Genomic DNA, 24,048 nt, shown 5'->3' with positions numbered 1-24,048 from the left:
GTTTAACGTTCCCCACGTGGATGCGATTTCTTGGATTGCTCAATGGCTATATCGTTTTTCACACAATGCTCGCGGATCAGTATTTCTATCATGTTTGCGATAGAGCGATGTTCCGCTTGTGCTGCTACTCGCAGCGCGTCCTTCAACCCAGGATCTAACCGGATGGTAAGCGTCGCGGTTTTAGTAGTAGCCATGTAACACTCCCGAAGAATGCCTGCAAATGTACTGCACTATACAGTATTAGGTTTTACTGAACAATCGACTCGACCACATAACTTTTTTGAATCCCGTGCTGATTCCGACATACACTTTACAGTTATTGTTTGCCCATTTTGCCTACCATAGGTACTCAGCATTTACTTTGTTGCGGCCTAGCACTTCAGGCCGCAGATTTACAATATATTCACCTGCCTATCTTCCCAAAATCAAATGGACTTACTGCCCTCTCCCGGTTAGCATCAAGAAAATCAGCCCACCACTGCAGCATCAATCTACGCTCATCAAGATGCTCGGCTTTATGAATATAAGCTGCACGCACAGAGTTACGCTCCATATGGCTCATCTGCCGCTCGACTGCATCCCTCGACCACAACCCTGACTCAATCAACGAACTGCACGCCATTGTCCTGAAGCCGTGGCCGCACACTTCAACCAGTGTGTTATATCCCATCACTCGCAAAGATTTGTTCACCGTATTCTCGCTCATCGGTTTGCGAGGATTGTGATCGCCAATAAAGATCAGTTCATGATCACCACTGAAGATCTTAATCTGCTCGAGAATTGACAGAGCCTGTCGGGAAAGCGGTACCAGATGAGGTGTACGCATTTTTGAGCCACGCTGGGAGTGCTTTACCCCTTCAATTGCTTCTCGCTCAGCTGGAATCGTCCACATAGATGTTTCAAAATCGATCTCTGACCAACGGGCAAAACGCAGCTCACTGGAACGAATGAAGACGAGCAGGGTTAGCTCAACAGCAAGGCGAGTCAAAGGTCTGCCGGTATAGTTATCAATACGCTGAAGCAGTTCTGGAATACGTCTCAACTCTAACGCAGGCCTATGCTGCCGGTTACTTGAAGCAACGGCACCGGCCATCTCCTGTGCCGGGTTATAATCAAGCAAACCACTCTGTACCGCATAGCGCATAATGGCGGTGGTGCGCTGCTGTAGACGGGAAGCAACTTCAAGACGCCCAGACAACTCAACAGCTTTGATAGGCGCTAAAAGGTCGCGCGTTTTTAGTTCAGCAATATTACGCTTACCTATGGCTGGAAAGAGGTTGTCCTCCAGGCTTTTAAGCACGCGTCGGCTATGTTCTTCCGACCACTTTTTATTTGTGGCATGCCACTCAATAGCAAGTTGTTCGAAAGTACGTGCTTCTTCCTGCTCAACCTTATCATTTTTCTTTTTGTCTCCCGGGTCGATGCTGTTTGCCAAAAGTTTACGGGCTTCATCACGGCGAGCCCTTGCATCAGCGAGTGACACATCAGGGTAAACACCCAGAGCCAGCATCTTTTGCTTTCCGCCAAATCGGTACTGCAAACGCCAGTATTTAGAGCCATTTGGATGAACAAGAAGGTGCATACCGTTACCATCGGTCAGCTTATATTGCTTATCCGTTGGCTTGGCTGTTCTGACTTTGATATCTGTTAGAGCCATGCTTATCCCCTCCCTGTTGGTACAAGCATTATCGAACCGGAAATACCATCATCTATACCAACATCTGTTGGTAGATGTACGTTGATGTCGGTTGACCTTGAGAGAGTTAATATAGCGGGAAAGGTAGATAAATACTGGATTTTAGACATAAAAAAAGACCTCAGTTGAGGTCTATTTACATACTTTTGGTGCCGAAGGCCGGACTCGAACCGGCACGTATTTCTACGGTTGATTTTGAATCAACTGCGTCTACCGATTTCGCCACTCCGGCACGGAAGGGATGCGGAAAACGTTGTGGATTATACCTGTCATGCGCCACCATGCAAGCGCCAGCGTGTGTCTGGCTCGCTAAGTGTTGAAAATTTCAGCATTACCTTTCTTAGCTGTAACCCTCATCACAGTTTGCCCCCGCCTTAATCCCCCCTTCTGCGAAGCGTCCCGTTTCCCCATGCTCTACACTTCCAGTTCAACACCACACTGAGGGAAACACGATGTCGATGATAAAAAGCTACGCTGCAAAAGCGGCGGGCAGCGAACTCGAACTCTATGAATATGATGCGGGCGAGCTTAAGCCGGAAGATGTCGAAGTCCAGGTCGATTACTGCGGTATCTGCCATTCTGATTTGTCGATGATCGACAACGAATGGGGATTCTCTCAGTATCCGCTGGTTGCCGGGCATGAGGTGATTGGTCGCGTGGCGGCGCTCGGCAGCGCGGCGCAGGATAAAGGTCTGAAGGTTGGTCAGCGCGTCGGCGTTGGCTGGACGGCGCGCAGCTGTGGGCACTGCGACGCCTGTATCAGCGGTAATCAGATCAACTGCCTTGAAGGGTCTGTTCCCACAATTCTTAATCGCGGTGGCTTTGCCGAGAAGCTGCGGGCCGACTGGCAGTGGGTGATTCCGTTGCCGGAGAGCATCGATCTTGCGGCCGCTGGCCCATTACTGTGCGGCGGCATCACGGTGTTCAAACCGCTGCTGATGCACCATATCACCGCCACCAGCCGCGTCGGGGTGATCGGCATCGGCGGCCTGGGGCATATCGCCATTAAGCTGTTACACGCGATGGGCTGCGAAGTGACCGCGTTCAGCTCCAATCCGGCGAAAGAGCAGGAAGTGCTGGCAATGGGGGCGGATAAGGTGGTCAACAGCCGTGATCCGGATGCGCTACAAGCGCTGGCGGGCCAGTTCGATCTCATCATTAACACGGTTAACGTCGATCTCGACTGGCAGCCCTATTTTGAAGCGCTGGCCTACGGCGGTAACTTCCATACCGTCGGTGCGGTGCTGAAGCCGCTGCCGGTTCCGGCGTTCACCTTAATAGCCGGCGATCGCAGTATCTCCGGTTCGGCAACCGGTACGCCGTTCGAACTGCGCAAGCTGATGAAATTTGCCGGGCGCAGCAAGGTGTCGCCCACCACCGAACTGTACCCGATGTCGCAAATTAACGAAGCCATCCAGCACGTGCGTGACGGTAAGGCCCGCTACCGCGTAGTGCTTAAAGCAGACTTCTGATCATCTTTGCCGGGTGGCGTAAGCTTCCCGGCTATTCTCCCCGCTATTCCAGACAGGTTAAATTCTCCTCACAATCTCCGTAATTTAGCGGTGAAGAGTGCGTCACGGTTGCCTATACTCCAGGCAGGATAAATGGAGGAAATCTCAATGAGCGCACCCCTGCTAATTGCCCGCACGCCGGACACCGAACTGTTTTTACTGCCAGGCATGGCCAACCGTCACGGGCTGATTACCGGCGCGACCGGGACCGGTAAAACCGTCACGCTACAGAAGCTGGCCGAATCGCTGTCCGAGATTGGCGTTCCGGTATTTATGGCCGATGTGAAAGGTGACTTAACCGGCGTGGCCGAGGAAGGACAAGCCTCTGAAAAGCTGCTCGCCCGCCTGAAAAATATCGGCATTACTAACTGGCAACCGCATGCTAATCCGGTCACGGTGTGGGATATCTTCGGCGAAAAAGGTCACCCCGTGCGGGCCACGGTATCAGACCTCGGACCGCTGCTGCTGGCCCGTCTGCTGAACCTCAACGACGTGCAGTCCGGCGTGCTGGATATTATCTTCCGTATTGCCGATGACCAGGGTCTGTTGCTGCTCGATTTCAAAGACCTGCGGGCCATCACCCAGTACATTGGCGATAACGCTAAATCCTTCCAGAATCAGTACGGCAATATCAGTAGCGCCTCGGTCGGGGCTATCCAGCGCGGACTGCTGTCGCTGGAGCAGCAGGGCGCGGCACACTTCTTTGGCGAACCGATGCTGGACATCAAAGACTGGATGCGTACCGACGCCAGCGGCAAAGGGATGATTAATATCCTCAGCGCCGAGAAGCTCTACCAGATGCCCAAACTGTACGCCGCCAGCCTGCTGTGGATGCTCTCCGAGCTGTATGAACAGTTGCCGGAAGCGGGCGATCTGGAGAAGCCAAAACTGGTGTTCTTCTTCGATGAAGCGCACCTGCTGTTCAACGATGCTCCGCAGGTGCTGCTGGATAAAATCGAACAGGTGATCCGCTTGATCCGCTCGAAAGGGGTCGGCGTGTGGTTCGTCTCGCAAAACCCGTCGGATATTCCGGACAACGTGCTTGGTCAGTTGGGGAACCGCGTGCAGCACGCCCTGCGCGCGTTCACCCCGAAAGATCAGAAAGCGGTGAAAAGCGCGGCGCAAACCATGCGCGCCAACCCGGCATTTGATACCGAAAAAGCTATTCAGGAGCTGGGAACCGGTGAGGCGCTGGTGTCGTTTCTGGACGCCAAAGGCAGCCCGTCGGTGGTTGAACGGGCGATGGTGATTGCGCCATGCTCACGGATGGGACCGGTGACGGACGACGAACGCAACGGGCTGATTAATCACTCTTCTCTGTACGGTAAATATGAAGAAGAGATCGACCGCGAGTCCGCCTATGAACGTTTGCAGCAAGGCGTGCAGGCCAGTACCGAGCAGCAAAATACACCTCCCGCCAACGGTAAAGCTGTCGATGTGGATGGCGGTATTCTCGGTGGGTTGAAGGATATTCTGTTTGGCAGCACCGGACCGCGCGGCGGTAAGCGCGATGGCGTAGTGCAGAGCGTGGCGAAAAGCGCGGCGCGACAGGTTACCAATCAGATAATTCGCGGCATGTTGGGGAGTTTGATGGGCGGGAGAAAACGCTAGCCCCGTGTTACGTTGCCGGATGGCGGCGTAAACGCCTACTCCGGCCTACGGGTCCGGAGTAGGCCTGAAAAGCACAACGCCATCAGGCCTACGATTACTATGATTACGACTTACGCAGCATCAGCCACAGGCTTATCAGGAAGAAGCTGACGCTTGGCAGCAGCGCACCGATAATCGGCGGAATGCCGTACACCAGCGTCAGCGGGCCAAAGATTTGGTCCAGCACATAGAACACAAAGCCAAAGCTAATCCCTGTCACCACGCGCACGCCCATCGGGACGCTACGAAGCGGACCAAAGATAAACGACAGCGCCATCAGCATCATGACCGCTACAGACAGCGGCTGGAAGACTTTGCTCCACATATTGAGCTGGTAGCGTCCGGCATCCTGGCCGCTCGACTTCAGGTACTTCACGTAGTTATGCAGACCGCTAATCGACAGCGCATCAGGATCCAACGCCACAACGCCGAGCTTGTCGGGCGTCAGGTTTGTTTTCCAGGTGCCGCTCACCGTTTGCGAGCCGGTGATTTGTTTCGGATCGGTCAGGTTGGATTCATCTACCTGCGACAAACGCCAGACCTTCTGCTCCGGGTCAAACGTCGCGCTTGCGGCATAGCGTACAGACTGCAGACGGCGCTTGTCGTTAAACGAGTAGATGCTAATCCCGCCTAACTCGGCGTCGCCTTTCACCCGCTCGATGTAGACAAAGCTGTCACCGTCTTTCGCCCACAAACCCTGCTGGGTAGAGAGCAGCGAGCCGCCGTACATCTGCTGCGCACGGTAGTTACGCGCCATCTGTTCGCCTTGTGGCGCGACCCATTCGCCGATAGCCATCGTCAGCAGCACCAGCGGAATCGCGGTTTTCATCACCGACAACGCCACCTGCATACGGGTAAAGCCAGAAGCCTGCATCACCACCAGTTCACTGCGCTGGGCCAGCATGCCCAACCCCAGCAATGCCCCCAGCAGTGCCGCCATCGGGAAGAAGATCTGGATATCTTTAGGCGCACTGAGCAGGGTATACAGCCCGGCGCCCATCGCATCGTAGCTCCCCTGCCCGGCTTTTTTCAGCTGGTCAACGAACTTGATGATCCCGGAGAGCGACACCAGCATGAACAGCGTCATCATGATGGTGGTGAAAATGGTTTTACCGATATAGCGGTCAAGTACACCAAAAGGCTGCATTATACCGCTCCTTTACGCATAAAACGGGCACGCAAGCGGCGCATCGGCACCGTATCCCAGAGGTTAAGCACAATCGCCAGCGCCAGATACGCCAGGTTAACCGTCCACATCCAGAACACTGGATCCAGCTTACCTTTACCGCCGTTCGACTTCAGCGACGTCTGAACCAGGAAGAACAGCAAATAGAGCAGCATTGCTGGCAGCATCGACAGCACGCGCCCCTGACGCGGGTTCACCACACTCAGCGGTACGACCATCAGCGCCATCATAAATACGGTGAATACTAACGTGATACGCCAGGTCAGCTCCGCGCGGGCACGATCGGTGTCGGTCGTCCACAGCGTACGCATGTTCATCTGATCGGTATCGTTTGGATCCAGCGCCACGGCCTGATGACCGATAATCGCCTGATAATCCTGGAAGTCGGTAATGCGGAAATCGCGCAGCAGCGCGGTACCTTCGAAGCGCGTCCCCTGGTTCAGCGTCACGACCTGAGAGCCATCACGCATCTGGGTAAGATGTCCGGAATCGGCTACGACGACCGAAGGACGAGCGTTGCCTTTCGGGCGGATTTGCGCGAGGAACACGTCTTTGAAGTTGCTGCCGTCAACGCTTTCGATAAACAGCACCGAACTGCCGTTGGTCGCCTGCTGGAATTGCCCCTGAGCAAGCGCCGCCATACCGGGGTTCGCTTTCGCCTCCGCCAGGACTTCGTCCTGATGTCTGGAGGACCACGGCCCGGCCCACATCACGTTGACCGCCGCAATAATACTGGTAAACAGCGCCAGCACCATCGCCGCTTTCACGAGCACTGCCTTGCTCAGCCCGCAGGCGTGCATGACCGTAATTTCGCTTTCGGTATACAGTTTGCCCAGCGTCATCAACAGCCCGAGGAACAGGCTTAAGGGCAAGATAAGTTGCGCCATTTCTGGCACGCCCAGCCCCAGCAGCGAGAGCACCAGATTTGCCGGGATATCACCGTCAACCGCCGCACCAAGGATCCTGACCAACTTTTGACAAAAGAAGATCAAAAGCAGGATGAATAGGATCGCAAGTTGGCTTTTGAGCGTTTCCCGAACCAGATATCTTATGATTATCACTTTAAATACGCCCGTAAAAACCCGTCTTTTGCCGGAATTTAGCTTGTTTCATGGCTTAAACGTCATTTATTCTCTTGAGTCGTCGAAATCGTCGCTAAGATCATTATACTCAACGGATCCACCTCTCAGAAATTGTTCTGACGTGCCAATGCCGTAATAACGTTAAGATTAACACGAAGTCACCGCAACAGCGGGTATGAGTTACGAAAGCTTGCAATTCTATCCGTAGCCACCGCCGTTGTCTTTAAGATTCAGGAGCGTAGTGCATGGAGTTCAGTGTAAAAAGCGGTAGCCCGGAGAAACAGCGGAGTGCGTGCATCGTCGTGGGTGTCTTTGAACCACGCCGCCTCTCTCCGATTGCAGAGCAGCTCGACAAGATCAGCGACGGGTACATCAGCGCACTGCTGCGTCGCGGCGAACTGGAAGGCAAACCGGGTCAAACCCTGTTGCTGCACCATGTTCCTAACGTTCTGTCTGAGCGAATTCTCCTTATTGGGTGTGGCAAAGAGCGCGAACTTGATGAGCGCCAGTACAAGCAGGTCATTCAGAAAACCATCAATACCCTGAATGATACAGGCTCAATGGAAGCCGTCTGCTTTCTGACTGAGCTGCACGTCAAAGGGCGCAATAACTACTGGAAAGTGCGTCAGGCCGTTGAGACGGCACAGGAAACGCTGTACAGCTTTGATCAACTGAAGACCAACAAAAGCGAGCCACGTCGCCCGCTGCGTAAAATGGTCTTCAATGTGCCGACCCGCCGCGAACTGACCAGCGGTGAGCGTGCGATCCAACACGGTCTGGCGATCGCCGCCGGCATTAAAGCGGCAAAAGATCTTGGCAACATGCCGCCGAACATCTGTAACGCCGCCTACCTGGCCTCTCAGGCGCGCCAGCTGGCAGACAGCTACAGCAAAAATGTTGTGACCCGTGTAATCGGCGAGCAGCAGATGAAAGAGCTGGGCATGCACTCTTATCTGGCCGTCGGTCACGGCTCGCAGAACGAGTCGCTGATGTCGGTCATCGAGTACAAAGGCAATCCGTCCGAAGACGCGCGTCCGATCGTGCTGGTCGGTAAAGGGTTAACCTTTGACTCCGGCGGTATCTCCATCAAACCTGCCGAAGGCATGGATGAGATGAAATACGACATGTGCGGCGCGGCAGCGGTATACGGCGTGATGCGCATGGTGGCCGAGCTTCAGCTCCCCATCAACGTTGTCGGCGTGCTGGCGGGCTGTGAAAACATGCCGGGTGGCCGCGCGTATCGCCCAGGCGACGTGCTGACCACGATGTCTGGACAGACTGTTGAAGTGCTCAATACGGATGCCGAAGGCCGTCTGGTGCTGTGCGACGTGTTAACCTACGTCGAGCGCTTTGAGCCAGAAGCAGTGATTGACGTCGCGACCCTGACCGGCGCGTGCGTGATTGCGCTGGGCCATCACATCACCGGCCTGATGTCGAACCACAACCCGCTGGCGCATGAGCTGATCGGTGCGTCCGAGCAGGCTGGTGACCGCGCGTGGCGTTTGCCGCTGGGTGATGAATACCAGGAGCAGTTAGAGTCCAACTTTGCGGATATGGCGAACATCGGCGGACGTCCTGGCGGTGCCATTACCGCGGGCTGTTTCCTGTCACGCTTTACCCGTAAGTACAACTGGGCGCACCTGGATATCGCCGGTACCGCATGGCGTTCAGGGAAAGCCAAAGGCGCAACCGGTCGTCCGGTCGCGTTGCTGTCGCAGTTCCTGCTCAATCGTGCCGGTTTTAACGGCGAAGAGTGATGTAAAACGCCGGGTGGCGGCTTCGCCTTACCCGGCCTACAACATCACTCAACCGTAGGCCGGGTAAGCGTAGCGCCACCCGGCTTTGCATTTAAATCCACAACAAGAAGCCCCATATCATGAGAAACGCAACGTTCTATATTCTGGACAATGACAACACCGTCGATGGCTTAAGCGCCGTTGAACAACTGGTGTGTGAAATTGCCGCAGAACGTTGGCGTGCTGGCAAGCGCGTGCTGATCGCCTGTGAAAACGAAAAGCAGGCTCTTCGACTGGATGAAGCCCTGTGGGCGAGACCGGCAGAAAGTTTTGTTCCGCACAATCTGGCGGGAGAAGGCCCCAGAGGCGGCGCGCCGGTAGAGATTGCCTGGCCGGAGAAACGCAATAGCAGCCCGCGCGACCTGCTCATCAGTTTGCGCGTTGGCTTTGCAGATTTTGCCACCGCTTTCACAGAAGTGATAGACTTCGTTCCTTACGAAGATTCTTTGAAACAATCGGCACGCGATCGCTACAAAGCTTACCGCGTGGCTGGTTTTAACCTGAATACGGCAACCTGGAAATAATGGAAAAGACATACAACCCACAAGATATCGAACAGCCGCTTTACGAGCACTGGGAAAAGCAGGGCTATTTCAAACCTAACGGCGATGAAAGCAAAGAGTCCTTCTGCATCATGATCCCGCCGCCGAACGTCACCGGCAGTTTGCATATGGGTCATGCTTTCCAGCAAACCATCATGGATACCATGATTCGCTACCAGCGCATGCAGGGTAAAAACACCCTGTGGCAGGCCGGTACCGACCACGCGGGTATCGCTACCCAGATGGTGGTTGAGCGTAAGATTGCCGCTGAAGAAGGTAAAACCCGTCACGACTACGGTCGCGAAGCGTTTATCGACAAAATTTGGCAGTGGAAAGCGGAATCCGGCGGCACCATTACCCGTCAGATGCGCCGTCTCGGCAACTCCGTTGACTGGGAGCGCGAGCGCTTCACTATGGACGAAGGTCTTTCCAATGCCGTGAAAGAAGTCTTTGTTCGCCTGTACAAAGAAGATCTGATCTACCGTGGCAAGCGTCTGGTCAACTGGGACCCGAAACTGCGCACCGCTATTTCTGATCTGGAAGTGGAAAACCGCGAGTCTAAAGGCTCCATGTGGCACATCCGCTATCCGCTGGCTGACGGCGCGAAAACCGCAGACGGTAAAGATTACCTGGTCGTCGCCACCACCCGTCCGGAAACCGTACTGGGTGATACCGGCGTAGCCGTTAACCCGGAAGATCCGCGCTACAAAGATCTGATCGGCAAATTCGTTGTTCTGCCGCTGGTTAACCGCCGCATTCCGATCGTCGGTGATGAACACGCCGACATGGAAAAAGGCACCGGCTGCGTGAAGATCACCCCGGCGCACGACTTTAACGACTACGAAGTCGGGAAACGTCACGGCCTGCCGATGATCAACATTCTGACCTTTGACGGCGACATCCGCGAAACCGCGGAAGTGTACGACACCAAAGGCGAAGAGTCCGACGTTTACTCCAATGAAATCCCGGCTGAGTTCCAGAAGCTGGAACGTTTTGCTGCGCGTAAAGCGGTGGTTGCCGCCGTTGATGCCCTGGGCCTGCTGGAAGAAATTAAACCGCACGACCTGACCGTACCTTACGGCGACCGTGGCGGCGTGGTTATCGAACCGATGCTGACCGACCAGTGGTACGTCCGTGCCGACGTGCTGGCAAAACCGGCGGTTGAAGCGGTTGAGAACGGCGACATCCAGTTCGTACCGAAGCAGTACGAAAACATGTACTTCTCCTGGATGCGCGATATTCAGGACTGGTGTATTTCCCGTCAGCTGTGGTGGGGTCACCGTATCCCGGCATGGTATGACAACGACGGCAATGTCTACGTTGGCCGTACCGAAGACGAAGTGCGTCAGGAAAACAACCTCGGCGCCGACGTTGCGCTGCGCCAGGACGAAGACGTTCTCGATACCTGGTTCTCTTCTGCACTGTGGACCTTCTCTACGCTGGGCTGGCCGGAAAATACCGACGCGCTGCGTCAGTTCCACCCAACCAGCGTGATGGTTTCCGGCTTCGACATTATCTTCTTCTGGATTGCCCGCATGATCATGATGACCATGCACTTCATCAAAGATGAAAACGGCAAGCCGCAGGTTCCGTTCAAGACCGTCTACATGACCGGTCTGATTCGTGACGACGAAGGCCAGAAGATGTCCAAATCCAAGGGCAACGTGATTGACCCGCTGGATATGGTCGACGGTATCTCTCTGGCAGAACTGCTGGAGAAACGTACCGGCAACATGATGCAGCCGCAGCTGGCTGAGAAAATTGCCAAACGTACCGAGAAGCAGTTCCCGGACGGCATCGAGCCGCACGGCACCGACGCCCTGCGTTTCACCCTGGCAGCGCTGGCCTCTACCGGTCGCGATATCAACTGGGACATGAAGCGTCTGGAAGGTTACCGTAACTTCTGTAACAAGCTGTGGAACGCCAGCCGCTTCGTGCTGATGAACACCGAAGATCAGGATTGCGGCTTCAACGGCGGCGAAATGACCCTGTCTCTGGCGGACCGCTGGATCCTCGCTGAATTCAACCAGACCATCAAAGCGTACCGCGAAGCGCTGGATAACTTCCGTTTCGATATCGCCGCGGGCATTCTGTACGAGTTCACCTGGAACCAGTTCTGCGACTGGTATCTGGAGCTGACCAAGCCGGTCATGAACGGCGGTTCCGAGTCTGAACTGCGCGGCACTCGCAATACGCTGGTTACCGTGCTGGAAGGTCTGCTGCGCCTGGCGCACCCAATCATTCCGTTCATCACCGAAACCATCTGGCAGCGAGTGAAAGTAATTTGTGGCAACACTGCAGATACCATCATGCTGCAGCCGTTCCCGGAATATAACGCCGCACAGGTTGATGAAGCGGCGCTGGCCGATACCGAATGGCTGAAGCAGGCGATCGTCGCCGTACGTAACATCCGTGCGGAAATGAACATCGCCCCGGGCAAACCGCTGGAGCTGCTGCTGCGTGGTTGCAGCGCTGATGCGATGCGTCGTGTGAACGACAACCGCAGCTTCCTGCTGAACCTGGCACGTCTGGAAAGCATTACCGTGCTGCCAGCCGATGACAAAGGCCCGGTCTCCGTGACCAAAATCATCGACGGCGCCGAGCTGCTGATCCCGATGGCTGGCCTCATCAACAAAGAAGATGAGCTGGCACGTCTGGCGAAAGAAGTGGCGAAAATCGAAGGCGAGATTGCCCGTATCGAAGGCAAACTTTCCAACGAAGGTTTCGTTGCCCGCGCACCGGAAGCAGTCATCGCCAAAGAGCGTGAGAAGCTGGATGGTTACGCAGAAGCCAAAGCGAAGCTGATTGAACAGCAGGCGGTCATCGCCGCGCTGTAATTGCCTATGCCGGATAGCGCTACGCTTATCCGGCAAACGGGCACCGTCAACGTAGGTCGGATAAGCGTAGCGCATCCGACACCTCAGACGATAAAGCCTCTGACGCATATGCTCAGAGGCTTTTTATTGAATTATCCTCGCTTGCGCTTCCCCTCACCGCAGTGGTATTAACTGCATATGTCTCACTTTTATGTCATGAGTTCGCTATGAGTGCCATTACCTCCGTCGCGGCAACGCTGCGTCGAATTTCTGCCGATGATAACGCCGCCATTGCCCGCGTGATCCGCAAAGTTTCCGCTGAATACGGGCTTACCGCCGATAAGGGCTATACCGTTGCCGACCCTAATCTGGACGAACTGTTCCAGGTTTACAGCCAACCGGGCGCGGCCTACTGGGTGGTTGAGCAAAATGGTGAAGTCGTGGGCGGCGGCGGCGTTGCGCCGTTAGGATGTAGTGAACCAGGCATTTGCGAGCTGCAAAAGATGTACTTCCTGTCGAGCGCGCGCGGTCAGGGGCTGGCGAAAAAACTGGCGCTGATGGCGCTCGAACATGCCCGCGAGCAGGGTTTTAAACAGTGCTATCTGGAGACCACAGCGTTTCTGACTGAGGCAATCCGCCTGTATGAGCATTTAGGCTTTGAGCATATCAGCGAAGCGCTGGGCTGTACCGGGCACGTGGATTGTGAAGTGCGGATGTTAAAGCCCCTCTGACCTTACGCCGAGAGGCTTTAGTCGCGTTACTGCATCTCGGCTGAGAGCATCAGTCGAATAACGCCAGCCGCGCGGGCGGTTGGCAGCTTCAGCACCTGTGACCAGAGATCCTGCACTATCTCACAGACAATTTTCTCTTTGCCGATCGCTTTAGTCGGATCGGCCATGATCTGAATATCCGGCCCATAGCGCTGTACTAGCCCAGGACTTATTGCTTGCAGATCCTGCAACGCCAGCTGTTTCTCATCTGCCGTGACCGTATGTTTGTTCGGACCATAGGCAGCACGCATCATACTCATATCACTCGCCATACGACGGTTCATGATCTCATGCGGAACCAGACGTGCCGGGTTAATCCCCCCTTTCACTGCCGGAAACAGAAAGCGGAAGCATTCGTCATCACCTATTTTGGCCACAGCAGCGATCTGCTCAAGGTTAATTTTCATATATTCAATGACATTGGCATCTGGCGCCTGCTGCAATCTTGCCATTTGTAACTGAAGAATTTGCGGCTGTATCGCGTCGATAACCTGCTGTTCGCTACTCCCTGCTTTCTTCATCTGCGCTGCCTGGCTGATAATTTTTTGTGTCAGCTCAGGTTCCTGCTCCTTAATCACCTGAAACGCCGGATTGGAGAGCATCGCCTTTTCAAACTGCTGCTCTTCGGTCAGACCATAATCCGGGCTTTCGCGTGGGATCAGGTAGTGCACATCAAACAGATTCCACGCGATAATCGCCACCACAAAAACCACCGCGCCGGAGATCTTGCCCAGCCAGCCTTTTTTGCGAAACATGCCGACGACGATAGCAATCACCGCCCCGATATAACCTGCCAACAAAACGTGTGCCCAGTTCATTAACCATCCTTATGCCAAATCATCTCTGTTACGGGGATATATTTCCCCTTCGTGTGTTTTGATTATTACGGCAGCAGCGAGCGATTTCCAGCCACCAGATTTTGCTAACAGAAACAGGAAGGATTAATCCGCGCGGCGATGGACACCGCGCGTCAAACAAAGGAACTAAGCTGGCACACCGCTGTGGAAGCGGAATTCATCGTCAGGAGAGGTGATCAACGCGGCTTCTACTTCGCCAAAAAACCGCACCCGGCTACTGATATCATCGGCTGAAACCTGCTGCGCCAGCGCCAGGTAATCCTGATAGTGCCGCGCCTCGGATCGCAGCAGCGACAGATAAAACGCCTGCAAATCGTCATCCAGATACGGCGCCAGCGCGGCGAACCGTTCGCAGGAACGCGCCTCAATGTAAGCCCCGCAAATCAGTTTATCGATTAGCGTTAAAGGCTCATGGGTGCGTACCTCTTTGAGCATGCCTTTGGCATAACGGCTGGCGGTAATCTTGATATAGGGAATGTTGCGGCTCATCATCGCCTCACGCACCTGCCAGAAGTGATGCAGCTCTTCTTTGATAAGCAAAACCATGCTGTCGATAAGCTTGCGTCCCCACGGGTCGTCGGTTTGCGGCATCACGCTTTTGCTTATCTGTTTATTCAGCGCGATAAAATCCGGCTCATCTCCTTCTCTGAAAGCAAACGCTTCATAGGGTTTCAGCCAGTCCAGCAGCGCCTGCGATCCCTGTTTATCCGCAACATACTTACGCACCAAAAGCATCGCCGTTTGCGCCGCTTTCAGCTCACAGACGAGGTGATCGGTCAATAACAGAGGCAGATTTGCCGGGTCCCGCGCTTTATCAAGCCAGGCCTGGGGCGTTTTACAGTGCAGGAAGTTGTGGATCGGGGAGAGTATTTGCAGGTAATCCATACGTTGTCCTTGGCCTGCGGCAGCCTGGGCTACCGCAGGTCAGTAGATGACTTAGTGACGCACGCCGTCATCATCTTCGTCGACGAGGTCTTCATCGTCGCCGTCTTCACCTTCTTCGCCGTTCGGGTCTTCAAAATAGGTGCCCCAACCGTCGTATTCCACATCATATTTTTCAGCCAGGTTCATCAGCTGCTCAACCTGAGCATCGATCAACTCCGCATTCAGTGCACATTCGCTCAGAATGTCACAGCAAATAACCGTGTCGCCTTCTTCCACTTCCAGCTCTTCCGGCTCGGTCACTTCATAACCCAGCTTGAAGGCTTCTACTGCCGCTTTTTCCAGGGTTTCGAAGTCATCCGCGGAAAGGTGATGCTCGATGGTGTACAGCGCGTCTGGATCGCTGCCATCTTCGAGTAACTCTTCAATAATCAAGCGTGTTTCTTCACGCTGTTCTTCCAGTAGTTCCGGGTTTGCCATGGCTCGTTCCTCATAATGTCCTGCCGATACTCTTATTGTCACATACCGCTGTCATTGCCTCCACCTTTCCAGGAAAGATTTGTTAAACAAGGTTGCAAATGAATAAACACCCATATAAATTGAATTTTAATTCAATAAATGGCCTAAGCCATGTGAGGGAACCATGTCTGCGTTTTATCAGAAACATTTTTTGAAACTGCTTGATTTCACCTCTGCTGAACTCACGTCACTGCTTCAGCTCGCCGCACAGCTGAAGGCGGAAAAGAAAAACGGCACTGAAGTCGCAAAGCTCACCGGTAAAAACATCGCGCTCATCTTCGAAAAAGACTCAACCCGTACCCGTTGCTCTTTCGAAGTTGCCGCATACGATCAGGGCGCGCGCGTGACATACCTCGGGCCAAGCGGCAGCCAGATTGGCCATAAAGAGTCGATCAAAGACACCGCCCGCGTGCTCGGCCGCATGTACGACGGTATTCAGTATCGGGGCCACGGTCAGGAGATTGTCGAGACGCTGGCGGAATATGCCGGAGTCCCGGTGTGGAACGGATTAACCAACGAGTTTCATCCCACCCAGCTCCTGGCGGATCTGTTAACTATGCAGGAACACCTGCCGGGTAAAGCGTTTAATGAGATGACGCTGGTCTACACCGGCGATGCCCGTAACAATATGGGCAATTCCATGCTGGAAGCCGCCGCGTTAACCGGGCTGGATCTGCGTCTGGTCGCACCGCAAGCCTGCTGGCCGGAAGAAAGTCTGGTTGCGGAGTGCAAAGCGCTGGCACAGAAAAACGGCGGCAATATTACGCTGACCGAAGATGTCGCCACGGGCGTGAAAGGCGCGGACTTCATCTATACCGACGTCTGGGTATCAATGGGCGAGGCAAAAGAGAAGTGGGCCGAACGTATTGCGCTGCTGCGTAAGTACCAGGTTAATAGCGCGATGATGGCGTTGACCGGCAATCCGCAGGTGAAATTCCTGCACTGCCTGCCCGCGTTTCATGACGATCAAACCACGCTTGGCAAACAAATGGCACAGGAATATGGTCTGCACGGTGGAATGGAAGTGACCGATGAGGTCTTTGAATCCCCCGCCAGTATCGTATTTGATCAGGCAGAAAACCGGATGCACACCATCAAAGCGGTGATGGTGGCGACGCTGGCGAAGTAAGAGCATGGATGAAAAGAATGCCGGATGGCGATGCTAAGCATCTTATCCGGCCTACAATAGCGCTCCCGTAGGCCGGGCAAGGCGAAGCCGCCCCCGGCACATACGCTTATGCCACCCGCATTTTCACCACGGCTTTGCGTACCAGCGCTGGTGCACCGACCGCGCACAGCGGTTTATGCACTTCGCCCGGATAGAACACCACGAAATCACCTTCGTTCAGCACCACCGTTTTTTCCTGTCCCCCTTCCGGCAGGAAGGCGATATCTTTATCCGCCAGCCAGTCAGTTTCCGGCGCGCCCGCAGGCTGCGTGCTGAAGGTCATGCCTTCCTGACCTTTGAGCAGGATCTGAATATCCAGATAGCGCGCGTGATACTCAGCACGGCGCTGTGCAAACGGCTCCGTCATATCTTCAGCAATCAGATAAAACAGACGATCGCCGTCGATGTCGTGCTTACCTTTTTCCGTCTCATCCGTCACATGCGCTTTAATGTGTTCAATCGCCTGACGCAGCTCTTCCGGCAGCCAGGCATCCAGGTTGTGAATATTGCCGACAATCATCTCAAACCCCTTAATTAAAACATCGTTTCATTTTAGTTGTTATACGAAAAAACGGTCTGCCATACTACTGCTATTTGCCAATATTTTGCGTCAACGCATGTTTATCTCATTGTTGCTGTTTGGCATTCAGGGTGAATGAATATTCATGAGAATCGTTTGCGATGAATAATTTGTGCATTTTTCGCTTGATCCCATAACGGAGCTGAGTATAATCGCGAACAATTTGCCGGGAGGATGTATGGTTCAGTGTGTACGACATTTTGTCTTACCGCGTCTGAAAAAGGACGCTGGCCTGCCGTTTTTCTTTCCGTTGATCACCCATTCCGAGCCCCTCAATTGAGGGGCTTTTTTTTTGCCCAGGCGTCAGGAGATAAACATGGCTAACCCGCTCTATCAAAAACACATCATTTCCATAAACGACCTCAGCCGCGATGACCTCAATCTGGTCCTCGCAACAGCGGCGAAATTAAAAGCTAACCCACAGCCGGAGCTGTTAAAGCATAAGGTTATCGCCAGCTGCTTCTTTGAAGCCTCAACCCGCACCCGTTTATCCTTTGAAACCTCCATGCACCGCCTGGGCGCCAGCGTGGTGGGTTTCTCTGACAGCAGCAATACCTCTCTGGGCAAAAAAGGTGAAACGCTGGCCGATACCATTTCCGTCATCAGCACCTATGTCGACGCCATCGTAATGCGCCATCCGCAGGAAGGCGCCGCGCGTCTGGCTACGGAGTTCTCCGGTAACGTTCCGGTACTGAACGCAGGCGACGGCTCCAACCAACATCCCACCCAAACGCTGCTGGATCTGTTCACCATTCAGGAAACTCAGGGTCGCCTGGACAATCTGCACATCGCCATGGTGGGTGACCTGAAATATGGCCGCACCGTCCATTCCCTGACCCAGGCGCTGGCGAAGTTTGAAGGTAACCGTTTCTACTTCATCGCCCCGGACGCGTTGGCCATGCCGCAATACATTCTGGATATGTTGAATGAAAAAGGTATCGCCTGGAGCCTGCACGGCACTATTGAAGAGGTGATGGCGGAGGTCGATATCCTCTATATGACCCGCGTACAAAAAGAGCGTCTGGACCCGTCCGAATACGCCAACGTGAAAGCGCAGTTTGTTCTGCGCGCCAGCGATCTGAACGGCGCCAGAGCAAACATGAAGGTACTGCATCCGCTGCCGCGTATCGATGAGATCACCACCGACGTCGACAAGACGCCGCACGCCTGGTATTTCCAGCAGGCTGGCAACGGCATCTTCGCCCGCCAGGCGTTACTGGCACTGGTACTGAATAGCGAACTGGCACTGTAAGGGAGAAAAAGAGATGACACACGATAACAAACTGCAGGTTGAAGCCATCAAACGTGGCACCGTGATTGACCATATTCCCGCACAGGTTGGTTTTAAGCTGCTGACGCTGTTCAAACTGACGGAAACCGACCAGCGTATCACCATCGGCCTGAACCTGCCATCAGGCGAGATGGGCCGTAAGGACCTGATTAAAATTGAAAACACGTTCCTGACCGATGAGCAGGTAAACCAGCTATCCCTGTACGCCCCGCAGGCAACGGTAAACCGCATTGACGATTACGACGTGGTGGGTAAATCACGTCCGAGCCTGCCTGAGCGTATCGACAATGTACTGGTTTGCCCGAACAGCAACTGTATCAGCCATGCTGAGCCGGTTTCCTCCAGTTTTGCAGTGAAAAAGCGTGCCGATGACATCGCACTCAAATGCAAATACTGTGAAAAAGAGTTTTCGCATTATGTGGTGCTGGCCAACTAATTGGGGTTGGTTATGAGATCCCGGCTCCCTATAATGAGCGGGAACATTCTACTACCGCTGTAATTCAGGAGAAATCATGAGCAAGACTATCGCGACGGAAAATGCACCAGCAGCAATCGGCCCATACGTTCAGGGCGTTGACCTGGGTAGCATGGTAATCACTTCCGGTCAGATCCCGGTCGATCCGAAAACCGGTGCCGTAGCGGAAGACGTGTCCGCTCAGGCACGTCAGTCGCTGGAAAACGTAAAAGCTATCGTTGAAGCAGCAGGCCTGAAAGTGGGCGACATCGTAAAAACGACCGTCTTCGTAAAAGACCTGAACGATTTCGCAACTGTAAACGCGACCTACGAAGCGTTCTTCACCGAACACAACGCGACCTTCCCTGCGCGTTCTTGCGTAGAAGTTGCCCGTCTGCCAAAAGACGTGAAAATCGAGATTGAAGCGATCGCCGTTCGTCGCTAAGTCTTATTAGAGAGCCCTGCTCTGGCAGGGTTCCTTAAGTATTGCAGCCTATAACTGAAAAAATCAATTCTCTTCCATTATTCTTTAAGGTGATGGTTTCATTTTCGATTATCCCCACTCCCCAATTATATAATTCCATTTCCCCTTTCTGCTGTAACTCTATATTCTCTGAGAAACAGGTTTGTCCTAAAACCCAGTTCAACCTTGAACTATAAACATTAAATTTAATATCATCATCACTATCATTTTTCATCTTTTCCAATGTATAAACTATCTTATTGTGAATATTAAAACTAACAATATTGTTATATCTTTCAACTGAATCAATAGAAAAAACACAGATAAACATTATAATTAGTAAAAAAAATATTTTTAGAGTAGTTCGTCTTATAAAAGTGTTCATTGATCATGTCCCCATAAAAAAGAATAGCCAGATGAACCAATGATCGCTTTATTTTTTTCCTGACACTTAATTACCCCCCATTTCTCTGCGACCAAGGATATATCATTTTCATGTGCAATTTTACGGTAAACGTACCGGTAAGGCTGAAATGGATCGTGTAGAGGAGTGTTCATTTCCCTTACAATAATATTCCCAGACGATTTCTCCAAATAAACATATAAACCATGCCAAGATAAATTCTTTGCATAGTGGGTATTTGAATCATCGTTACGGCACCATTGTACAACCAGAAGATAGTGACTTTCACGCACGGGTAACCAGCAAACCGAAATAATATACAGCATATAACAAAAGGCACAAACTAAAGCGAAAGTGAGTATTTTTTCCATGTAAAATAAAGTGCTATGCTCAGTCATGCCATTTTACCTCTGACTCAATGGCACCAAAATATTGTACTCTCTGGCCAGACACTCCTGATGAAACCTCCCCATAAAATTATCACTCACAGGAACGACACTACCTAAACGAACGCCAGAATTTGCGACACTTACATTCCAGTTATACCTGTCAAAAAACTTAAACTGAAATGTCAAATTATAACTACATAATCTACTACCATTGCTCATCTTATTTTTATACTTATCTTCGGTAATTTGCACCCGACCTTTACCCTAGTATTGATAACCTCCTATAGCATAAAACAAGTCTGGATCGCTAGAAATAAAATCATCAGTATTAACATGCGCAGAAGTAAACTCATGTTGACCTGGCGGTAATGTTTTACAAAAACTCTTTGCCTCATTCAATAATTGTACATAATTATCCCTTAACTGGGCTGATTTTCCCATCATATCAGTTAAGTTAATATGTATGTCTTCACCTGTATTTTGCAAATAATGCAGTAAATTTTCTCGTGAAAAAGGATAGCGATACTTTAAATATAAGCTCCCATCAATCAACTGCTCCAGGTAATATTTATAATAATAAAATTGATCTGACAAATGCCCCGCACTACACCATTCACCACTTCCAACATCAACACTATATTCAGGTTCCTCTCTCCCCAATATATAACCGAACATAATACTTCCTAAGAATAATTAACATGACAAGATGTTAACATTTATAATCTAGCATATTCTGTTGGAAGACACTGGCAATGCCATAATTCAGAAAATATTTAGCTGTATTGGTTGAAACACAAAAAAAAACGGGCATGGAAGCCCGGAATGAATTTAGGTTGGCCCGGTAAGCGTAAGCGCCACCGGGCATTTATCACATCACACCAAACAGTTTCGGCAGGAACAGCGAAATCGCCGGAATGTACGTCACGAGCATCAGCACCAGGAATAGCACAAGGTAGAATGGCAACATCGCCTTCACCACCTGCTCTATTTTCTGTTTACTCACCGCACTGGCCACAAACAGCACCGACCCTACCGGCGGCGTAATCAGGCCGATCCCTAAGTTCACCAGCATGATCATGCCAAAATGAACCGGATCAATGCCGAGCGCGTTGGTCACCGGCAGCAGAACCGGCGTCAGAATGAGGATCAGCGGTGCCATATCCATCAGCGTACCGATCAGCAGCAGCATGATGTTAATACACATCAGGATGACGTATTTGTTGTCCGAGATGCTGGTGAAGGCTTCAGTGATACGCATCGGCAACTGCATATAAGTCATGACAGCACCGAACGCGGCGGCAAAGCCTATCAGGATCATGACGATAGTGACCGTTTTCACCGTGCGGAACATCAGCTTCGGCAGCTCAGACCATTTATAGTCACGATAGATAAACATGGTGACAAAGAAGGCCCACAGGCAGGCAATTGCCGCAGACTCCGTTGCGGTAAAGATACCTGACAGGATACCGCCCATGATGATCACAACGGTCATCAGGCCCCACAGCGTATCAACGAAAATCTTCAGTGCCTGGCGAAACGGTACACGTTCTCCTTTTGGATAACCGCGCTTGTGCGCGAACGCCACACACATCACCATCAGGCTGAGGCTTAACAGCAGCCCCGGCAGGATCCCGGCGATGAACAGCGCGGCAATCGACACCGTGCCACCGGTTGCCAGCGAGTAGATAACCGAGTTATGGCTGGGCGGCGTAAGAATCGCCTGTACCGAACCGCTGGCCGTTACCGCTGCGGCAAAGTCACGCGGATAACCTTTTTTATCCATCTCCGGGATCATTACCGAACCAATGGACGCGGTATCAGCCACCGACGATCCGGAAATGGCGCCAAAAAAGGTTGATGCCACAATGTTTACCAGCGACAGTCCGCCGCGGATAAAACCAACAAAAATATAGGCAAAGTTCACCAGTCGCCGCGCAATTCCCCCTTCGGCCATAATAGCCCCGGCCAGAATAAAGAATGGGATCGCTAACAGAGAGAATTTGTTCACCCCGCTGGTCAGTTGGATCATTACCGCTTCCAGCGGAATATCTATGTACCAGGCCCCAATGATGGCGCTAATGCCAACTGCGTACGCTACCGGTACCCCAATCGCCAGCATAATGCCGAGCGTAAAGACAAGAATAAATGCATCCATCTGCTTTCCTTTCTGAAATGGGGGCGGTAACTAGCTGGTCGATCCCAGCATGACAACGGGACGTTGGTACTGCGGACCACGGAAAATCTTTTCAGCGATAAACAGCAGCGTTATGGCAGAGCCTATCGGCAACGGAAGATAGTTTTGCCCGGCGCTTAAAAGCGGGAATTCCGCCACAGGCTGGTCCCACAGTTCAAGACAGAGATTGGTTCCGTACCACAGAATGAACAGACTTATCGCCACCAACATAACGTCAGCGATTACCGAGCAATAACGGCGGGAAGCATCCCCCAGACGGTCAATCACCATGCTCACCGCGATATGCGAGCCTGCACGATAGCTCACCGCCGCGCCAATAAAGGTGAATGTCACCATACAGAGAATAGCGACGGGTTCAGGCCATGACAGGGCGTTATTCAGAACATAACGCGCGAATATGCCAATGGGGATAATGGCGACCATGACCAATAATGCGATACCGGCAATCCACATTGACACCCGATAAAGAAAATCCATTACCGATGAATAGCATTCACCCATAATTATCACCTCGAATTAATCAAAAGATTCAGGCGGAGGGTTGATATCCTCCACCTGATGAATTACTTCACATCCTGAATACGTTTGATCAAATCCTGGTGGTCTTTACCATAATTATCCCGCACTGACTGCGTGGCTTTATAGAAATAGTCCGTATCAATATCGTGGAACTGAACGCCGTTGGCTTTCATGGTCTCCAGTGATTTCGCATTATAATCCTGCCAAAGTTTTCGTTGCTCTATCTGTGCTTCCTTGGCGAGTTTAATAATGAGATCCTGATCTTCTTTTTTCAACTTATCCCATTTAGCTTTCGAAAACAGAAAAAGCTCAGGAATAATAAAGTGTTTGCTCCAGGTATAGTTTTTCACGACCGGCAAATAGTTATGCGCAACAAACGTTGGCGGGTTATTTTCCGTGCCATCAATAACGCCGGTCTGCATGCCGCTAAATACTTCACTGACGCCCATGACAACGGAGTTAGCGCCCATCGCTTTCAGGGTATCCAGCGCTATCGGACTTCCTTGAACGCGGATTTTCATACCGTGTAAATCTTCCGGTTTCACCACCGGATTTTTGGTGATCAGGTTACGCGTGCCGGCATCCATCCAGCCGAGAAACACCAGCCGCGATTTGGTATTAGCCGTCAGACGGTCGCCAATTTCCTGCCCGATCATGCCGTCGAGAACCTTATGCAGATGGTCCTCATCGCGGAAAATATATGGCAGGGTAAACACGTTAATTTCAGGGAGAATGGCGGCAACAGGCGTCATTGAGACACGAATAATATCGATAGCGCCTAATTGCGCCTGTTCAATCATCTGTTTTTCATCGCCTAACACGCCACCAGGAAATGTTTTAATCTCCAGACGCCCGTCGGTCGCGGCGCTAAGTTTTTCCCCCATATGTTTCACTGCAACAACGTTCGGGTAATCAGCCGGATGCACATCTGCGGCGCGAAAAGTTTGTGCCAGCGTTGCATGACTCATCAGTAATACAGACGCGCCAATACACAGACTTAACAGGTTTTTTGTCAGTTTCATTTGTCCTTCTCCAGAAGTTCATAATATCCATTAACAGGAATAGCTTGCAGAGCAAATGACTGCCGGAATTAAAAACGGGCAGCGAGAAACTTTCTTAACGACGTTACCTGCGCAGACTAACTGGTGTAACAATTTATTTCGATGACTGCGTTCACAAAAAATCGCAGACGCTTAAAATTTTTAGCACACTGTTTCATTTTTGCAATGCAGATCGTTTTATTGATAAAAAAACAACGCAAGGAAGGCGATTTGATACTA

General features: G+C 52.2%; 28 protein-coding genes and 1 tRNA gene. 13 read left to right on the top strand and 16 right to left on the bottom strand.

All coding sequences use genetic code 11. From position 1 onward, the window contains the following. Positions 1-2 precede the first annotated feature (2 nt). From OGY17_RS08645 to OGY17_RS08635, 3 genes are all read right to left on the bottom strand, one after another. Positions 3-194, bottom strand: a complete 192-nt coding sequence (locus OGY17_RS08645) for a type II toxin-antitoxin system antitoxin (protein WP_134882365.1) — start codon at positions 192-194, stop codon at positions 3-5. A gap of 209 nt (positions 195-403) precedes the next feature. Further along, the gene (locus OGY17_RS08640) at positions 404-1,657 is read right to left on the bottom strand and encodes a tyrosine-type recombinase/integrase (protein ID WP_286606897.1); all 1,254 of its coding nucleotides are present in this window, start codon (positions 1,655-1,657) and stop codon (positions 404-406) included. Between the two features lie 186 nt (positions 1,658-1,843). Next, positions 1,844-1,928, bottom strand: a tRNA-Leu gene (locus tag OGY17_RS08635). Positions 1,929-2,148: 220 nt separating this feature from the next. Here OGY17_RS08635 and ahr point away from each other — a divergent pair. Continuing rightward, complete coding sequence (gene ahr / locus OGY17_RS08630) at positions 2,149-3,168, top strand: NADPH-dependent aldehyde reductase Ahr (RefSeq protein WP_060682818.1); 1,020 nt, start codon at positions 2,149-2,151, stop codon at positions 3,166-3,168. Positions 3,169-3,315: 147 nt separating this feature from the next. Further along, on the top strand, positions 3,316-4,818 hold the full coding sequence (locus tag OGY17_RS08625; RefSeq protein ID WP_284884922.1) for a helicase HerA-like C-terminal domain-containing protein: 1,503 nt from the start codon (positions 3,316-3,318) through the stop codon (positions 4,816-4,818). A 103-nt stretch (positions 4,819-4,921) separates the two neighbouring features. On the opposite strand, the gene lptG is transcribed toward OGY17_RS08625, so the two are convergent. From lptG to OGY17_RS08610, 3 genes are all read right to left on the bottom strand, one after another. Further along, positions 4,922-6,004, bottom strand: a complete 1,083-nt coding sequence (gene lptG, locus OGY17_RS08620; RefSeq protein WP_286606892.1) for an LPS export ABC transporter permease LptG — start codon at positions 6,002-6,004, stop codon at positions 4,922-4,924. Continuing rightward, entirely contained in the window at positions 6,004-7,104 is a 1,101-nt protein-coding gene (lptF, locus tag OGY17_RS08615) for an LPS export ABC transporter permease LptF (protein WP_032942200.1), read from the bottom strand. The genes lptG and lptF overlap by 1 nt, the downstream gene beginning before the upstream one ends. A gap of 62 nt (positions 7,105-7,166) precedes the next feature. Beyond that, positions 7,167-7,217 carry a hypothetical protein gene (locus tag OGY17_RS08610; RefSeq protein ID WP_212723231.1) on the bottom strand — a complete coding sequence of 17 codons (51 nt, stop codon included), beginning with the start codon at positions 7,215-7,217 and terminating at the stop codon, positions 7,167-7,169. A gap of 153 nt (positions 7,218-7,370) precedes the next feature. On the opposite strand from OGY17_RS08610, the gene pepA reads away from it, so the two are divergent. The 4 genes from pepA to OGY17_RS08590 all read left to right on the top strand — a co-directional run bounded on the left by pepA (position 7,371) and on the right by OGY17_RS08590 (position 13,010). Further along, a complete protein-coding gene (gene pepA, locus OGY17_RS08605; protein ID WP_003025870.1) occupies positions 7,371-8,882 on the top strand; it encodes a leucyl aminopeptidase in 1,512 nt (503 codons plus the stop codon). Positions 8,883-9,001: 119 nt separating this feature from the next. Next, entirely contained in the window at positions 9,002-9,445 is a 444-nt protein-coding gene (gene holC, locus OGY17_RS08600; RefSeq protein WP_003830256.1) for a DNA polymerase III subunit chi, read from the top strand. Further along, complete coding sequence (locus OGY17_RS08595; protein ID WP_008786064.1) at positions 9,445-12,300, top strand: valine--tRNA ligase; 2,856 nt, start codon at positions 9,445-9,447, stop codon at positions 12,298-12,300. The genes holC and OGY17_RS08595 overlap by 1 nt, the downstream gene beginning before the upstream one ends. A gap of 206 nt (positions 12,301-12,506) precedes the next feature. Then, positions 12,507-13,010 (top strand): GNAT family N-acetyltransferase, encoded by a 504-nt coding sequence (locus tag OGY17_RS08590; protein WP_003830259.1) that lies wholly within the window; start codon positions 12,507-12,509, stop codon positions 13,008-13,010. Between the two features lie 26 nt (positions 13,011-13,036). On the opposite strand, the gene OGY17_RS08585 is transcribed toward OGY17_RS08590, so the two are convergent. From OGY17_RS08585 to rraB, 3 genes are all read right to left on the bottom strand, one after another. Continuing rightward, entirely contained in the window at positions 13,037-13,867 is an 831-nt protein-coding gene (locus OGY17_RS08585; protein WP_286606890.1) for a topoisomerase II, read from the bottom strand. A 165-nt stretch (positions 13,868-14,032) separates the two neighbouring features. Next, positions 14,033-14,791 (bottom strand): tRNA isopentenyl-2-thiomethyl-A-37 hydroxylase MiaE, encoded by a 759-nt coding sequence (miaE, locus tag OGY17_RS08580; protein ID WP_008786061.1) that lies wholly within the window; start codon positions 14,789-14,791, stop codon positions 14,033-14,035. A 51-nt stretch (positions 14,792-14,842) separates the two neighbouring features. Further along, entirely contained in the window at positions 14,843-15,268 is a 426-nt protein-coding gene (gene rraB / locus OGY17_RS08575; RefSeq protein ID WP_003025845.1) for a ribonuclease E inhibitor RraB, read from the bottom strand. Between the two features lie 98 nt (positions 15,269-15,366). Here rraB and argL point away from each other — a divergent pair, with 98 nt between their 5' ends. Together argL and argF are read left to right on the top strand one after the other, a co-directional pair. Beyond that, on the top strand, positions 15,367-15,462 hold the full coding sequence (gene argL, locus OGY17_RS23320) for a putative translational regulatory protein ArgL (RefSeq protein ID WP_370867251.1): 96 nt from the start codon (positions 15,367-15,369) through the stop codon (positions 15,460-15,462). Continuing rightward, on the top strand, positions 15,432-16,436 hold the full coding sequence (gene argF / locus OGY17_RS08570; RefSeq protein ID WP_100271585.1) for an ornithine carbamoyltransferase: 1,005 nt from the start codon (positions 15,432-15,434) through the stop codon (positions 16,434-16,436). The genes argL and argF overlap by 31 nt, the downstream gene beginning before the upstream one ends. A 106-nt stretch (positions 16,437-16,542) precedes the next feature. Here argF and OGY17_RS08565 read toward each other — a convergent pair whose 3' ends face one another. Then, positions 16,543-16,995 carry a YhcH/YjgK/YiaL family protein gene (locus OGY17_RS08565; RefSeq protein WP_126957090.1) on the bottom strand — a complete coding sequence of 151 codons (453 nt, stop codon included), beginning with the start codon at positions 16,993-16,995 and terminating at the stop codon, positions 16,543-16,545. A 238-nt stretch (positions 16,996-17,233) separates the two neighbouring features. On the opposite strand from OGY17_RS08565, the gene pyrL reads away from it, so the two are divergent. The 5 genes from pyrL (at position 17,234) to ridA (ending at position 19,245) form a co-directional block, all read left to right on the top strand. After that, entirely contained in the window at positions 17,234-17,335 is a 102-nt protein-coding gene (gene pyrL, locus OGY17_RS08560; RefSeq protein WP_003025819.1) for a pyr operon leader peptide, read from the top strand. Beyond that, positions 17,316-17,369: a pyrBI operon leader peptide gene (locus OGY17_RS23275; protein ID WP_106875647.1), complete on the top strand. Its 54-nt coding sequence runs from the start codon at positions 17,316-17,318 to the stop codon at positions 17,367-17,369. Before pyrL ends, OGY17_RS23275 begins: the two co-directional genes overlap by 20 nt. A gap of 2 nt (positions 17,370-17,371) precedes the next feature. Continuing rightward, entirely contained in the window at positions 17,372-18,307 is a 936-nt protein-coding gene (gene pyrB, locus OGY17_RS08555) for an aspartate carbamoyltransferase (RefSeq protein WP_003025818.1), read from the top strand. Positions 18,308-18,320: 13 nt separating this feature from the next. Beyond that, entirely contained in the window at positions 18,321-18,782 is a 462-nt protein-coding gene (gene pyrI, locus OGY17_RS08550) for an aspartate carbamoyltransferase regulatory subunit (RefSeq protein ID WP_003025816.1), read from the top strand. A 76-nt stretch (positions 18,783-18,858) separates the two neighbouring features. Beyond that, on the top strand, positions 18,859-19,245 hold the full coding sequence (gene ridA / locus OGY17_RS08545) for a 2-iminobutanoate/2-iminopropanoate deaminase (protein WP_000047544.1): 387 nt from the start codon (positions 18,859-18,861) through the stop codon (positions 19,243-19,245). A gap of 34 nt (positions 19,246-19,279) precedes the next feature. Here ridA and OGY17_RS08540 read toward each other — a convergent pair whose 3' ends face one another. The 6 genes from OGY17_RS08540 to OGY17_RS08515 all read right to left on the bottom strand — a co-directional run bounded on the left by OGY17_RS08540 (position 19,280) and on the right by OGY17_RS08515 (position 23,790). Then, positions 19,280-19,648, bottom strand: coding sequence for a hypothetical protein (locus OGY17_RS08540; RefSeq protein WP_286606887.1), 369 nt, complete (start codon positions 19,646-19,648; stop codon positions 19,280-19,282). Next, on the bottom strand, positions 19,645-20,064 hold the full coding sequence (locus tag OGY17_RS08535) for a hypothetical protein (protein WP_267440342.1): 420 nt from the start codon (positions 20,062-20,064) through the stop codon (positions 19,645-19,647). Before OGY17_RS08535 ends, OGY17_RS08540 begins: the two co-directional genes overlap by 4 nt. A gap of 255 nt (positions 20,065-20,319) precedes the next feature. Continuing rightward, a complete protein-coding gene (locus tag OGY17_RS08530) occupies positions 20,320-20,730 on the bottom strand; it encodes a hypothetical protein (protein ID WP_286606884.1) in 411 nt (136 codons plus the stop codon). Positions 20,731-20,923: 193 nt separating this feature from the next. Beyond that, positions 20,924-22,210, bottom strand: a complete 1,287-nt coding sequence (locus OGY17_RS08525; protein WP_003830349.1) for a TRAP transporter large permease — start codon at positions 22,208-22,210, stop codon at positions 20,924-20,926. 30 nt (positions 22,211-22,240) lie between these two features. Beyond that, a complete protein-coding gene (locus OGY17_RS08520) occupies positions 22,241-22,750 on the bottom strand; it encodes a TRAP transporter small permease (protein ID WP_020996255.1) in 510 nt (169 codons plus the stop codon). Between the two features lie 62 nt (positions 22,751-22,812). Beyond that, on the bottom strand, positions 22,813-23,790 hold the full coding sequence (locus OGY17_RS08515; protein WP_008786055.1) for a TRAP transporter substrate-binding protein: 978 nt from the start codon (positions 23,788-23,790) through the stop codon (positions 22,813-22,815). Positions 23,791-24,048 lie beyond the last annotated feature (258 nt).

This window comes from Citrobacter sp. Cpo126, assembly GCF_030332445.1.
GTDB classification, from domain to species: Bacteria; Pseudomonadota; Gammaproteobacteria; order Enterobacterales; family Enterobacteriaceae; genus Citrobacter; species Citrobacter portucalensis.
Note: the sequence above shows the minus strand (reverse complement) of the source record. Positions and strands in the feature narration are given on the sequence as shown.

Bases quoted from the DNA above. Each gene is read 5' to 3' on its own strand.
- OGY17_RS08645 (WP_134882365.1), bottom strand. From the start codon at position 194: ATGGCTACTACTAAAACCGCGACGCTTACCATCCGGTTAGATCCTGGG.
- OGY17_RS08640 (WP_286606897.1), bottom strand. From the start codon at position 1,657: ATGGCTCTAACAGATATCAAAGTCAGAACAGCCAAGCCAACGGATAAG.
- ahr (WP_060682818.1), top strand. From the start codon at position 2,149: ATGTCGATGATAAAAAGCTACGCTGCAAAAGCGGCGGGCAGCGAACTC.
- OGY17_RS08625 (WP_284884922.1), top strand. From the start codon at position 3,316: ATGAGCGCACCCCTGCTAATTGCCCGCACGCCGGACACCGAACTGTTT.
- lptG (WP_286606892.1), bottom strand. From the start codon at position 6,004: ATGCAGCCTTTTGGTGTACTTGACCGCTATATCGGTAAAACCATTTTC.
- pepA (WP_003025870.1), top strand. From the start codon at position 7,371: ATGGAGTTCAGTGTAAAAAGCGGTAGCCCGGAGAAACAGCGGAGTGCG.
- holC (WP_003830256.1), top strand. From the start codon at position 9,002: ATGAGAAACGCAACGTTCTATATTCTGGACAATGACAACACCGTCGAT.
- OGY17_RS08595 (WP_008786064.1), top strand. From the start codon at position 9,445: ATGGAAAAGACATACAACCCACAAGATATCGAACAGCCGCTTTACGAG.
- OGY17_RS08590 (WP_003830259.1), top strand. From the start codon at position 12,507: ATGAGTGCCATTACCTCCGTCGCGGCAACGCTGCGTCGAATTTCTGCC.
- OGY17_RS08585 (WP_286606890.1), bottom strand. From the start codon at position 13,867: ATGAACTGGGCACACGTTTTGTTGGCAGGTTATATCGGGGCGGTGATT.
- miaE (WP_008786061.1), bottom strand. From the start codon at position 14,791: ATGGATTACCTGCAAATACTCTCCCCGATCCACAACTTCCTGCACTGT.
- rraB (WP_003025845.1), bottom strand. From the start codon at position 15,268: ATGGCAAACCCGGAACTACTGGAAGAACAGCGTGAAGAAACACGCTTG.
- argL (WP_370867251.1), top strand. From the start codon at position 15,367: ATGAATAAACACCCATATAAATTGAATTTTAATTCAATAAATGGCCTA.
- argF (WP_100271585.1), top strand. From the start codon at position 15,432: ATGTCTGCGTTTTATCAGAAACATTTTTTGAAACTGCTTGATTTCACC.
- OGY17_RS08565 (WP_126957090.1), bottom strand. From the start codon at position 16,995: ATGATTGTCGGCAATATTCACAACCTGGATGCCTGGCTGCCGGAAGAG.
- pyrL (WP_003025819.1), top strand. From the start codon at position 17,234: ATGGTTCAGTGTGTACGACATTTTGTCTTACCGCGTCTGAAAAAGGAC.
- pyrB (WP_003025818.1), top strand. From the start codon at position 17,372: ATGGCTAACCCGCTCTATCAAAAACACATCATTTCCATAAACGACCTC.
- pyrI (WP_003025816.1), top strand. From the start codon at position 18,321: ATGACACACGATAACAAACTGCAGGTTGAAGCCATCAAACGTGGCACC.
- ridA (WP_000047544.1), top strand. From the start codon at position 18,859: ATGAGCAAGACTATCGCGACGGAAAATGCACCAGCAGCAATCGGCCCA.
- OGY17_RS08540 (WP_286606887.1), bottom strand. From the start codon at position 19,648: ATGAACACTTTTATAAGACGAACTACTCTAAAAATATTTTTTTTACTA.
- OGY17_RS08535 (WP_267440342.1), bottom strand. From the start codon at position 20,064: ATGACTGAGCATAGCACTTTATTTTACATGGAAAAAATACTCACTTTC.
- OGY17_RS08530 (WP_286606884.1), bottom strand. From the start codon at position 20,730: ATGTTCGGTTATATATTGGGGAGAGAGGAACCTGAATATAGTGTTGAT.
- OGY17_RS08525 (WP_003830349.1), bottom strand. From the start codon at position 22,210: ATGGATGCATTTATTCTTGTCTTTACGCTCGGCATTATGCTGGCGATT.
- OGY17_RS08520 (WP_020996255.1), bottom strand. From the start codon at position 22,750: ATGGGTGAATGCTATTCATCGGTAATGGATTTTCTTTATCGGGTGTCA.
- OGY17_RS08515 (WP_008786055.1), bottom strand. From the start codon at position 23,790: ATGAAACTGACAAAAAACCTGTTAAGTCTGTGTATTGGCGCGTCTGTA.